The organism is Rhodococcus indonesiensis, from assembly GCF_047782815.1.
Taxonomy (GTDB): Bacteria; Actinomycetota; Actinomycetes; order Mycobacteriales; family Mycobacteriaceae; genus Rhodococcus; species Rhodococcus indonesiensis.
Window position 1 is genome coordinate 3,580,458 of record NZ_CP180630.1, and the last position, 12,450, is coordinate 3,592,907.

Sequence of the window (12,450 nt, forward strand, 5' to 3'; positions counted from 1 at the left end):
CACAGCTGTGGTAGACCAGGGAACATGTTTCCTGGGAACTTCGTCGCCACGACACCCGACAAGCCCGCCATCGTGCGGGCCGCCACCGGGGAGTCGCTCACCTACCGGCAGCTCGACGAGAACTCCGTCCGCCTCGCGAAGTACCTGCGCGCCGCGGGCCTCGAGCCGGGCGATCACATCGCGCTGATCTCCGACAACGATCTGCGGGTCATGGAGGTCTACTGGGCGGCGCTGCGGTCCGGCCTGTACGTCACGGTGGTGAACTGGCATCTGACCCCGGCCGAGGCCGCGTACGTGGTGAACGACTGCGGCGCGAAGGTGCTCGTCGCCTCGGCCGGTGCGGCCACCGCGGTCGACACCGGCGCCGGGGCCTACCGAACGTGGTCCGCCGACTCGTGTACGGCGGTGCGCTGCCCGGCTTCGACGACTACTCCGAGGCGCTCGCCGCGTTCGACGCCTCGCCCCTCGAGTCGCAGCCGCGCGGTCAGGACATGCTGTACTCGTCCGGAACGACCGGGCGGCCCAAGGGCATCGAGCCGAAGTTGCCCGAGGGTCAGGTGCAGGACGTTCCGGATCCCTACACGGCGGTGTTCGCGCCGATGTACGGGTTCGACGCCGACACCGTCTACCTGTGCCCCGCGCCCCTCTATCATGCTGCTCCTCTTCGCTTCTGCGGCACCATCCAGTCGGTCGGGGGAACTGTGATCCTCATGGACCGGTTCGAGCCCGAGGAGGCACTCGCCCTGATCGACCGGTACCGGGTCACGCACAGCCAGTGGGTCCCGACGATGTTCGTGCGGATGCTCAAGCTTCCCGACGAGGTGCGCGGCAAGTACGACGTGTCGAGCCTGAAGGTCGCCATCCATGCGGCGGCACCGTGCCCGCCGGAGATCAAGCGCGCGATGATCGAGTGGTGGGGCCCGGTCGTGTACGAGTACTACGCCTCCACCGAGGGTGCCGGCGCCACGTTCATCGATTCGGCGCAGGCGCTGGCGCATCCCGGGTCGGTCGGACGCGACGGGGTCATGGGGATCGTCCACATCTGCGACGACGAGGGACGCGAACTTCCCACCGGTGCGGTCGGCACCGTGTGGTGGGAGCGGGACGAGCATCCGTTCCAGTACCACAACGATCCCGAGAAGACCCGTGAGGCCACGCATCCCGACCATCCGACGTGGACCACGAGCGGCGACATCGGGTACCTCGACGAGGAGCGCTACCTGTACCTCACCGACCGGGCTGCGTTCACCATCATCTCCGGCGGTGTGAACATCTACCCCCAGGAGTCGGAGAACGTGCTCACCCTGCATCCCAAGGTGTACGACGTCGCCGTGATCGGGGTTCCGAACGAGGAGATGGGCGAGGAGGTCAAGGCCGTCGTCCAGCTCGTCGACGGGGTCGAGCCCGGTCCCGAGGTCGAGCGTGAGCTCCTCGACTTCGTCCGGGAACGCGTTTCCCACTTCAAGGCACCGCGCAGCATCGACTTCTCCGACGACCTGCCGCGTACTCCCACCGGCAAACTCGTCAAGCACAAGCTGCGCGCCCGCTACCTCACCCCGGCGGGCTGACCGTGCCCGCCGATCTCGCCGAGCTCGCCGGTCTGCTCCCGGACGGCGCGCTGATCACCGACCCGGATCTGCTCGCCGGATACCGGCAGGACTGGGCCCGCGATCCGGACGCCGCCGTCCCCCGCGCGGTGGTGCGGGCCACGCGCACGGCGGACGTGCAGGCCACGTTGCGCTGGGCGAGCACACACCGGGTGCCCGTGGTGCCGCGCGGTGCGGGCACCAGCCTGTCCGGCGGCGCGGGCGGCCTCGCGGGTGGGATCGTGCTGAGCACCGAGCGGATGCGCGCGATCACCGTGGACCCGGTCACCCGCACGGCGGTCGTCCAGCCGGGACTGCTCAACGCCGAGGTCAAGCGCGCCGCGGCCGAGCACGGGTTGTGGTATCCACCCGACCCGTCGTCGTTCGAGATGTGCACCATCGGGGGCAACGCGGCGACCAACGCCGGTGGACTGTGCTGCGTGAAGTACGGCGTCACCACGGACTACGTGCTCGGTCTGGAGGTGGTCCTCGCCGACGGCACCGCGGTGCGGCTCGGTGGACCGCGCGTCAAGGACGTGGCGGGCCTGCCGCTGACCAAGCTGTTCGTCGGCAGCGAGGGCACCCTCGGCGTCATCACCGAGGTGACGCTGCGGCTCCTCCCGCCGCAGCCGCCGGCCTCGACGATGGTCGCCACGTTCGGCTCGGTGCAGGCCGCGGCGGACGCGGTGCTGGCCGTCACGGCGACATTGCGGCCCGCGATGCTCGAGTTCATGGACCGCGCCTCGATCAACGCCGTCGAGGACACACTGCACATGGGGCTGGACCGCACCACCGAGGCGATGCTCATCGCCCGGTCCGACGCGCCCGGCACGGCGTCCGCGCAGGAGATCGCGACGATGGTGAAGGCGTGCGAGGACGCCGGTGCCGACGAGGTGTTCTCGACCGACGACCCCGAGGAGGGCGAGGCGTTCGCGGCGGCGCGGCGGATGGCCATCCCGGCGGTCGAACGGACCGGCAGCCTGCTGCTCGAGGATGTCGGCGTCCCCCTGCCGGCCCTGCCGGCACTCGTCGGGGGCGTCGCCGAGATCGCCGAACGCAACGCGGTGACGGTCGCGGTCATCGCGCACGCCGGTGACGGCAACACCCATCCGCTGATCGTGTACGACCCCGCCGACGCCGACCAGACGGCCCGGGCGCACCTGGCGTTCGGGCAGATCATGGACCTGGCGATCGCGCTGGGCGGCACCATCACCGGCGAGCACGGGGTGGGCCGGTTGAAGAAGGCGTGGCTGCCGGACCAGGTGGGTCCCGACGTGATGGACCTGACCCGGCGGATCAAGGCGGCACTCGACCCGGACTCGATCCTCAATCCGGGCGTCATCCTCTGAAGCAAGATCGAGTACGGTGGCCGCGTGCGTGAGGACCGAATCGAGTGAACGCCCGTACGCCCTTGTCACCGGCGGGTCTGCCGCTGCGCGACACGCGCTACCGGACCTTCGAGCAGTACCCGGAGTTCGCCGCGGCGACGACGTGGCTGCGCGACTACGTGCGCGCCGCAATACCCAACCCGCGGATGAGTGAACGCGAGTACTGGTCGGTGGTGTGCCTGCCGCCGCACGACGGCAGCCACCCCAGCGAGCCGCTCGTGAGCGTGCACGTCGGCGCGATCGAGGCCGCCGCGTTGTTCGTCGAGGCTCCGGCCGGACAGGCACGCCGGCTCGGCGGACGGGTCACCGTCGCCGTCGACGACCTCGAGACCGCCGCCGGCGCGAACGTGGACGTGCTCGCCGCAACCCATCCGGAGCTGAGGTTCCGGCTCGACGGGCCCATCGTGTCGATCGGCTGGTCCGGCGAGCCGGCCGGCCGCGCGCAGTTCGCCGCCGTGCCGTGGGAGCCGGCCGCTGCCGCACTCGTCGGCCGCGTGATGCGCACCGGCAGGTGCCGCTGGGCGGCGCACCACTGCGCCCAGCTGGCGCGGTTCGCGCTGGCCGACTGACACCGGGAAGCGGGGCGCGGAATCCGCGAGGTGCCCGCGGTGTCGTACCGGCGGTGCACCATGGAACGGTGACCGATGTCCTGAGCCGTTTCTCCGAGCCCACCCGGCAGTGGTTCGCGGGCGCTTTCGAAGCCCCGACCGCCGCGCAGCTCGGGGCCTGGGAGTCGATCTCGTCGGGCGCGCACACCCTGGTGGTGGCCCCGACCGGGTCGGGTAAGACGCTCTCGGCGTTCCTGTGGTCGCTCGACCGCCTGGCAGCCACCCCGGCCGAGCACACCGGCACCCGCGTGCTCTACGTCTCCCCGCTCAAGGCCCTCGCGGTGGACGTGGAACGGAACCTGCGCTCACCGCTGGTCGGCATCACCCAGACCGCGCGGCGACTCGGCCTCGAGCCGCCGGAGATCACAGTCGGGGTGCGGTCGGGCGACACGTCGGCCGCCGACCGGCGCACCCTCGTCCGCACGCCGCCGGACATCCTCATCACCACCCCCGAATCCCTGTTCCTCATGCTCACCTCCGCAGCGCGCGAGACACTCGCCGGGGTGGACACCGTCATCGTCGACGAGGTGCACGCCGTCGCCGGCACGAAACGCGGTGCCCACCTTGCCCTTTCCCTGGAACGGCTCGATCTGCTGCTCGGGCGACCCGCGCAGCGGATCGGACTCTCCGCGACGGTGCGGCCGCACGAGGAGGTGGGCCGGTTCCTCGCCGGGTCGGCGCCGATCCGCATCGTCGCCCCGCCGTCGGCCAAGACGTGGGATCTGACGGTGCGGGTGCCCGTCGAGGACATGACCGAACTCGGCGTGCAATCCGAGACGGCGGACGACGGGATGCCGGCGGTTCCGCAGGCGGGGTCGATCTGGCCGCACGTCGAGGAGCAGATCGTCGACCTCATCGTCGCGCACCGGTCCACCATCGTGTTCGCCAACTCCCGCCGACTCGCCGAGCGGTTGACGGCCCGGCTCAACGAGATCCACGCCGAACGCGAGGGCGAGGCGGTCGACCCCCGGCCGCGCCCGCCGGCGCAGCTCGGGGCACCCACCGAGGTCTCCCTCGGCGCACAGCCGCTGCTGGCGCGGGCTCACCACGGCTCGGTGAGCAAGGACCAGCGGGCCCTGATCGAGGACGACCTCAAATCCGGGCGGCTGCGCTGCGTCGTCGCGACCTCGAGCCTCGAACTCGGCATCGACATGGGCGCGGTCGACCTGGTGATCCAGGTCTCGGCGCCGCCGTCGGTGGCGAGCGGCCTGCAGCGCGTCGGACGGGCGGGGCATCAGGTCGGCGAGGTCTCTCGCGGGGTGCTGTTCCCCAAGCACCGTACCGACCTGGTGCACTGCGCGGTCACGGTCGAACGGATGGTGGGCGGGCACATCGAGGCTCTACAGGTGCCGGCCAACCCGCTGGACGTGCTCGCGCAGCAGACCGTCGCCGCGGTCGCCCTCGAGCCGGTCGACGTGGACGAGTGGTTCGACACGGTGCGGCGCAGCGGGTCCTTCTCGACGCTGCCGCGCTCGGCGTACGAGTCGACGCTGGACCTGCTGGCCGGACGGTACCCGTCGGACGAGTTCGCCGAACTGCGCCCCCGGGTGGTGTGGGATCGCACCGCCGGCACGCTCACCGGCCGGCCCGGCGCGCAGCGACTGGCCGTCACGTCGGGTGGCACGATCCCCGACCGCGGCCTGTTCACCGTGTACATGGTCGGCGAGAAGGCCACGCGCGTCGGGGAACTCGACGAGGAGATGGTGTACGAGTCCCGGGTGGGCGACGTGTTCGCGCTCGGCGCGACGAGCTGGCGCATCGAGGAGATCACCTTCGACCGGGTGCTGGTCTCCCCCGCCTACGGACAGCCCGGCCGGCTGCCGTTCTGGCACGGCGACGGGGTCGGCCGCCCGGCCGAACTCGGCGCCGCCCTGGGGGCGTTCGTGCGCGAACTCGGGCACGCCGACCCGGAGGACGCCGCCGCCCGGTGCCGTCGCGGCGGCCTGGACGACAACGCGACCACGAACCTGACCCGGCTGCTCGAGGAGCAGCGCACCGCCACGGGGCATCTGCCCACCGACCGCACCCTGGTCGTCGAGCGGTTCCGCGACGAACTCGGCGACTGGCGCCTGGTGCTGCACTCCCCGTACGGGATGCGGGTGCACGCACCGTGGGCGCTGGCCGTGGGCGCGCGACTGCTCGACCGATACGGCGTCGAAGCCGCACCCACGGCGTCGGACGACGGCATCATCGTCCGGCTCCCCGACACCGAGGACGCACCGCCGGGGGCGGAGGTGTTCGCCTTCGACACCGACGAGATCGAGGATCTCGTCACCGAGCAGGTCGGCGGCTCGGCACTGTTCGCGTCCCGCTTCCGGGAGTGCGCGGCGCGCGCCCTGCTGCTGCCACGCCGCAATCCGGGTAAGCGCGCGCCGCTGTGGCAACAGCGCCAGCGGTCGGCCCAGCTGCTCGACGTGGCCCGTCGCTACCCCACCTTCCCTATCCTCCTCGAGACGGTGCGGGAATGCCTCCAGGACGTCTACGACCTGCCTGCCCTGCGCAGCCTGCTCGGCCGTGTCGCCCGGCGGCAGGTCCGGATCGCGGAGGTCGAGACAGCCACCGCGTCGCCGTTCGCGACCTCGCTGCTGTTCGACTACGTCGGCGCGTTCATGTACGAAGGCGACAGTCCCCTCGCCGAGCGGCGCGCCGCGGCCCTGTCCCTGGACTCGACCCTGCTCGCCGAACTGCTCGGCCGGGTGGAGCTGCGCGAGTTGCTCGACGCCGACGTCATCGCCCGGGCCGAACTCGAGCTGCAGCATCTCGCCCCGGACCGCAGAGCCCGCGACGCCGAGGGTGTCGCGGACCTGCTCCGGTTGCTCGGCCCGCTCACCGACACCGAGATCGCCGAGCGCACCACGGCCGATCCGGCCGCCTGGCTCGACGAACTGGACGCCCAGCGCCGGGTGCTGAAGGTGTCCTTCGCCGGCCGGGAGCGGTGGTCCGCCATCGAGGACGCCTCGCGTCTCCGGGACGCTCTCGGAGTCCCGTTGCCGATCGGCGTACCGACGGCGTTCGTCGAGCCGGTGCCCGATCCGCTGGGCGACCTGATCGGCCGGTACGCCCGCACCCACGGCCCGTTCACCGCGGCGGAGGCGGCGGCCCGGTTCGGGCTCGGCACCGCGGTGGTGCAGGACGTGCTGCACCGGCTGGCCGCCGAGAAGCGGGTCAGCGCAGGTGAGTTCCGGCCCGGCACGACGGGCGCCGAGTGGTGCGACACCGAGGTGCTGCGGCGGCTGCGGCGACGGTCGCTCGCGGCGGCACGACACGAGGTGGAGCCGGTCGGCACCGCCACCCTCGGCCGGTTCCTGCCGGCGTGGCAGCACGTGGGCGGCGGCCTGCGCGGGGTGGACGGGGTGGCCGCGGTCGTCGAGCAACTGGCCGGGGTGCCGGTGCCGGCGAGCGCTCTCGAGCCGCTGATCCTCGCGCCGCGGGTGCGGGACTACTCCCCCGCGATGCTCGACGAACTCACCACGACGGGCGAGGTGCTGTGGGCGGGGTCGGGGCAGATCTCCGGCAAGGACGGCTGGGTGTCGCTGCACCTGACCGACACCGCCCCCCTGACCCTCGCGCCGGCGGCCGAGATCGAACAGACCGACGTCCACCGCGGCATCCTGGACACGCTCGCGGGCGGCGGGGCGTTCTTCTTCCGTCAGCTCACCGAGGCCCTCGGCACCACCGATACGGAAACCGCCTCGGCACTGTGGGATCTCGTGTGGGCCGGCCTCGTCTCGGGGGACACGCCGGCCGCGCTGCGCGCCCTCGTCGGCGACACCTCCCGCGCGACCCCCGCGCACCGCACGCCCCGACGCGCCCCGCGCGCCCGGATGTACCGCGGCCGTCCGGCGCTGCCGAGCCGGACCGGGCCACCGACGGTCGGTGGGCGGTGGTCGCTGCTGCCCGACCGGGAAACCGATCCGACAGTGCGCGCCCACGCCGCCGCGGACCTGCTGCTCGAGCGCTACGGTGTGGTCACCCGCGGCGCGGTCGTCGCCGAGGGCGTGCCGGGCGGCTTCGCGCTGATGTACAAGGTACTGAGCCGGTTCGAGGAGACGGGGCGGTGCCGCCGCGGCTACTTCGTCGACACGCTCGGCGGTGCGCAGTTCTCCACCCCGGAGGTCGTGGACCGGTTGCGGTCCTACGGCGAGTCGCTCGAGGGCCGCCACACCGGCACACCCGCGGTGACGCTGGCCGCGTGCGACCCGGCGAACCCGTACGGCGCGGCACTGCCTTGGCCGAAGTCGGCGGCGCCCGAGGACTCGCCGCGGCACCGCCCCGGCCGCAAGGCCGGGGGGCTGGTGGTGCTCGTCGACGGCGAGCTGGGTCTGTTCGTCGAACGCGGCGGCCGCACGGTACTGACGTTCACCGAGGACCCGGGGACACTCCGCGGTGCGTGCGCGTCACTGGCCGGGTCGGTCAAGGGCGGGGGCCTCGACACTCTCGTCGTCGAGAAGGTCGACGGCAGTTCCATTCACGGTCACCTGTTCGCGGAATTCCTCGCCGAGGCCGGCTTCTCGGCCACCCCCCGCGGTTTCCGGTTGAGGGCCTGATGCCCGAGGGCGACACCGTCTTCCAGGCGGCCACCCGGCTGCGCCGCGCCCTCGCGGGAAAGCCGTTGACGCGCTGCGACATCCGCGTGCCCCGGTACGCGACGGTCGATCTGACCGGCACCGTGGTCGACGAGGTGCTCGCCCGGGGCAAGCATCTTCTGATCCGCGTCGGTGCGCACACCCTCCACACCCACCTGAAGATGGAGGGGGTGTGGGACGTCCACGCGCCCGGGACCCGCTGGCGCCGTCAGGGATATCACGCCAGGATCGTGCTCGCGGTCGCGGACGCCGAGGCCGTGGGCTTCGACCTCGGGATCGTCGAGGTGCTGGACCGCGACCGCGAGGAGGAGGCCGTGGGACACCTGGGACCCGATCTGCTCGGCCCGGACTGGGACCCGGCAGCCGCCGCCGCGAACCTGATGCGCGATCCGGGCCGACCCGTCGGTCTGGCGCTGCTCGATCAACGGGTGATGGCCGGGGTGGGCAACGTGTACCGGTGCGAGCTGTGCTTCCTGCGGGGCGTGCACCCGTCGACACCGGTCGCGGACGCGGGAGATGCGGCCGCCTGGGTCGATCTGGCGCACCGCCTGCTGGTGTTCAACCGGGACCGCGTCAGCCGGATCACCACCGGCGACCGCCGGCCCGGCCGGGGCACATGGGTATACGGACGCGCGGGCAAGCCGTGCCGCCGGTGCGGAACCACGATCCGGACCGGCATGCTGGGGTCGGCGAGCGACCCGGATCGCAAGATCGACTGGTGCCCGCACTGTCAGCCGCGCGACGGGGACGGCTGAGCCGGCGCGTCCCGCCGGCTCGGTCGTCCCGCGGCTCGGTCGTCCCGCGGCTCGGTCGTTCCGCAGCTCGATGGTTGCGCAGCTCAGTGGTTGCGCAGCGCGTCGATGAGCTCACCCTTGCGCTTGGACGAGTAGCCCGAGATCCCGAGCTCCTTGGCCCTCTTCTTCAACTCGTCGACGGTCCAGTCCTCGTAGGACCCCGACGTACCGCCCTTGTGGCCGACGGAGGACCGGCCGCGCTTCGCCGCCGCGTTCGAGATCCGGGCGGCCTTCTCCTTGGAGGCGCCGTCGTCGCGCAGTTCCTGATACAGCTTCTCGTCCTTGATCGACGACCTGGGCATGATGCCCCTCCTTTCGTCGAGCGTGCCGTCGTCTCGGGAATACCCCTCCGCCTGCGGCCCTACACTTCCGGCCTGGACGAGCAGGCCCACGCAGTGCCGCACCAACCGCTCCGGCGACACCGCGACGGTGCCGTCCAGATAGCCGATGAACAGGCTCGTCAGCGCCCCGACGAGCCCGACCGCCACCATGTGCCGCTCCTCGCGGTCGGCGATCGCCGTGAGCTGCTGCTGGACGAGCAGCACGAACGTGGGAGCGAGGTCGAGTCCCTGACCACCGAGCGACGGCTCCCGCAGCGGGCCGAGCAGCAGCACCCTGCCCACGGCCGGGCGGTCCACGATCAGCTCGACGAAGGCCGGGACCGCCGCTCCGGGAACGTCCCGCGGTTGCGGGACCGTTCCGACCGCGCCCTCCAGCACTGTGCGCACCTGTTCCCCGACCGCTGCGTACACGGCGCGCACGAACGCGTCCCGGTCGTCGAAACTGTCGTAGAAGCACCGTTCGGTCAGGCCGGACGCCCGGCACACGGCGCGGACGTCGGCCGCCGGTCCGTCCGGCGCACCGAGCAGGTCGATGCCCGCCGACAACAGTGCGTCCCGGCGTGCCCGCCGGCGTTCCGCCATGTCGGTGCCGCCCCAGCGCCGTCGCGCCCTCTCCACCACCGCGATCCCGTCGTCGACCGTCTGCGCCGTCGGATCCTACGCGCCGGGGCCGGCCGCGACGGATGCACGCGGTTGCCGCCTCGGTGTGCCCGGCGGTCTGTCACCCTTGTCGGCATGGACTCCGATGCCAACGCGCTCCTGCACGGCCCGTTGTTCTCCCGGCGCATGCCGCTCGACCGCGGCAATGCCGCCAGTCGCATCAGCGCCTACATCTACGGCAACGTCCTGGTGCTCGCGGCACTCGTACCGATCGTCACCGGGCCGAAGTACGTCGGCATCGCGATCGTGCTCGGCACGGCTCTGTCGACGTTCGTCGCCCACACGTTCGCCGAGGCGGTCGGGCACACCGTGCGCCAGGGCACCCCGTTGAGCCGCGCGGAGAAGATCGCCGAACTGCGCAACTCGGTGCCGATCCTGAGCTCGGCGGTCCTGCCGTGCGCGATCCTGGGGATGGGCTGGCTGGGGTGGCTCGAACCGCGCACCGCCCAGCTGCTCGCCGAGGTCGCCGTGCTGGTGCGGATCGGAGGCATCGTCTTCGTCATCGGCCGCCTCAACGGGGAGCGGCCGGGCCGAAGCTCGTTGGTCAGCGCCCTCGCGCTCACCGCCGTCGCCGCGACCGTGGTGCTCGTCAAGGTGATCCTGACCCACTGACATTGCGCTCCCGGCTCGGCGACCGATGTCGGGGCGCGTCGACCACCGCTGCTGCCCCGGCCGCGACTCAGGCGCCCGTCGGCACCGGCTCGAGGATCTCCGCGCGTGCCTCCGGAGCGGCCGCCCGCAGTGCGTCGGCGGACTCGTCGTCGGGCCGGCTCTGCGATTCGATCTCCGCGTCGACCCTCGCCCGGTAGGTTGCGATCTCCTGCTCCACCGTCGCGGCGTCCCACCCCAGGACGGGTGCCACCAGGTGGGCCGTCTGCTCGGCGCAGTGCACGCCGCGATGGGGATACTCGATCGAGATGCGGGTGCGGCGGGCGAGGATGTCCTCGAGGTGCAGCGCTCCCTCCGCCGTTGCCGCGTAGACGACTTCTACCTGCAGATACTGTGGGGCATCGGTGAGCGGTTCGAGCAACTCGGGCCGGTCGGCCGCCACCTCGAGCACCTCGTCGATCAGCGATCCGTACCGGTCGAGCAGATGCTTGATCCGGTACGGATGCAGGCCGTACCGCTCGGCGAGCTGCATCGTCTGGTTCACGAGTGCGAAGTAGCCGTCGGCCCCGACCAACGGCACCCGTTCCGTGATGGAGGGGGCGATCCGGGCGGGGATGTCCTCGGCCGCCAGGTCGACGGCATCCTCGGCCATCACCCGGTAGGTGGTGTACTTGCCGCCGGCGATCGCCACGAGCCCGGGCGCGACCCGGGCCACGGCGTGCTCGCGAGACAGCTTCGACGTCTCGTCGCTCTCCCCCGCCAGCAACGGCCGCAGCCCCGCGTACACGCCGTCGATGTCGTCGTGGTCGAGCGGGACGACCAGGACCCGGTTGACGTGGTCGAGGATGTAGTCGATGTCGGCCTTCGTCGCGGCGGGGTGGGCGAGGTCGAGATTCCAGTCGGTGTCGGTGGTGCCGATGATCCAGTGGCTGCCCCACGGGATCACGAACAGCACGGATTTCTCGGTGCGCAGGATGATCGCCGAGTCACTGACGATCCGGTCGCGCGGCACCACGATGTGCACGCCTTTCGACGCGCGCACCCGGAACCGGCCGCGCTGCCGGGACAGCGCCTGGATCTCGTCGGTCCACACCCCCGTGGCGTTGATCACCACGTGCGCCTTCACCTCGGTGATCGAGCCGTCCTCCGAGTCACGCACCCGTACGCCGGAGACCCCGTCGGCCTCGCGCAGGAACCCGACCACCTGAGTCGAGGTGCGCACCACGGCGCCGTAGTGCGCGGCGGTGCGGGCCACGGTCATCGTGTGCCGCGCGTCGTCGACGACGGTGTCGTAGTACCGGATCCCGCCCACGAGCGAGTCGCGTTTGAGCCCGGGCGCCATGCGCAGCGCGCCGGATCGAGTCAGATGTTTCTGGGCGGGCACGGATTTGGCGCCGCCCATCCGGTCGTAGAGAAAAATCCCCGCGGCGATGTACGGGCGCTCCCACCCGCGGTGGGTGATGGGGAAGAGGAACTTCAGCGGCTTGACCAGATGCGGGGCCAGCGTCGAGAGCGACAGTTCGCGTTCGCGCAGCGCCTCGCGGACGAGGCCGAACTCGAGTTGCTCGAGGTAGCGCAGCCCGCCGTGGAACATCTTCGACGAGCGGCTCGACGTGCCCGAAGCGAAGTCCCGCGCCTCCACCAGTGCGACCCGCAACCCGCGGGTGGCGGCGTCCAGGGCGGCGCCGGCGCCGACGACACCGCCACCGATGACCACCACGTCGAACTGTTCCGAGCCGAGTCGTCGCCACGCGTCACGGCGCTGCTGCGGTCCGAGGACCTGGACGCCTGGTTGGTTGGTCACCGCATCGCTCCCGTGAGTCGCCGACGTTTCCGCACTCAGGCTAGTAGGTTCGTCCGCAGACTGCCGTCCCGAAC

Annotated in this window: 7 protein-coding genes and 2 pseudogenes; 6 read left to right on the forward strand and 3 right to left on the reverse strand. The window is 71.8% G+C overall.

Annotation, left to right across the window (positions count from 1 at the left end; translation table 11 throughout):
- The first annotated feature begins 24 nt into the window (after positions 1-24).
- The 5 genes and pseudogenes from ACM26Y_RS16580 to ACM26Y_RS16600 all read left to right on the forward strand — a co-directional run bounded on the left by ACM26Y_RS16580 (position 25) and on the right by ACM26Y_RS16600 (position 8,923).
- Positions 25-1,568: pseudogene (locus ACM26Y_RS16580) on the forward strand (AMP-binding protein).
- The gene (locus tag ACM26Y_RS16585) at positions 1,565-2,935 is read left to right on the forward strand and encodes an FAD-binding oxidoreductase (RefSeq protein ID WP_416063696.1); all 1,371 of its coding nucleotides are present in this window, start codon (positions 1,565-1,567) and stop codon (positions 2,933-2,935) included. Before ACM26Y_RS16580 ends, ACM26Y_RS16585 begins: the two are co-directional and overlap by 4 nt.
- 44 nt (positions 2,936-2,979) lie before the next feature.
- Positions 2,980-3,543, forward strand: a complete 564-nt coding sequence (locus ACM26Y_RS16590; protein WP_289378700.1) for a hypothetical protein — start codon at positions 2,980-2,982, stop codon at positions 3,541-3,543.
- 68 nt (positions 3,544-3,611) lie between these two features.
- Complete coding sequence (locus ACM26Y_RS16595; RefSeq protein WP_416061398.1) at positions 3,612-8,129, forward strand: ATP-dependent helicase; 4,518 nt, start codon at positions 3,612-3,614, stop codon at positions 8,127-8,129.
- Positions 8,129-8,923 carry a DNA-formamidopyrimidine glycosylase family protein gene (locus tag ACM26Y_RS16600; RefSeq protein ID WP_065922379.1) on the forward strand — a complete coding sequence of 265 codons (795 nt, stop codon included), beginning with the start codon at positions 8,129-8,131 and terminating at the stop codon, positions 8,921-8,923. Before ACM26Y_RS16595 ends, ACM26Y_RS16600 begins: the two co-directional genes overlap by 1 nt.
- An 83-nt stretch (positions 8,924-9,006) precedes the next feature.
- Here the strand turns inward: ACM26Y_RS16600 and ACM26Y_RS16605 are convergent, their stop codons facing one another.
- Both ACM26Y_RS16605 and ACM26Y_RS16610 read right to left on the reverse strand, forming a co-directional pair.
- Complete coding sequence (locus ACM26Y_RS16605; RefSeq protein WP_029544682.1) at positions 9,007-9,264, reverse strand: Rho termination factor N-terminal domain-containing protein; 258 nt, start codon at positions 9,262-9,264, stop codon at positions 9,007-9,009.
- 57 nt (positions 9,265-9,321) lie between these two features.
- Positions 9,322-9,885: pseudogene (locus ACM26Y_RS16610) on the reverse strand (hypothetical protein); the annotation flags it as partial.
- Between the two features lie 153 nt (positions 9,886-10,038).
- On the opposite strand from ACM26Y_RS16610, the gene ACM26Y_RS16615 reads away from it, so the two are divergent.
- Positions 10,039-10,575 carry a hypothetical protein gene (locus ACM26Y_RS16615; RefSeq protein ID WP_416061399.1) on the forward strand — a complete coding sequence of 179 codons (537 nt, stop codon included), beginning with the start codon at positions 10,039-10,041 and terminating at the stop codon, positions 10,573-10,575.
- Positions 10,576-10,642: 67 nt separating this feature from the next.
- Here the strand turns inward: ACM26Y_RS16615 and glpD are convergent, their stop codons facing one another.
- Positions 10,643-12,376, reverse strand: coding sequence for a glycerol-3-phosphate dehydrogenase (glpD, locus tag ACM26Y_RS16620; protein WP_054372157.1), 1,734 nt, complete (start codon positions 12,374-12,376; stop codon positions 10,643-10,645).
- Between the last annotated feature and the right edge of the window lie 74 nt (positions 12,377-12,450).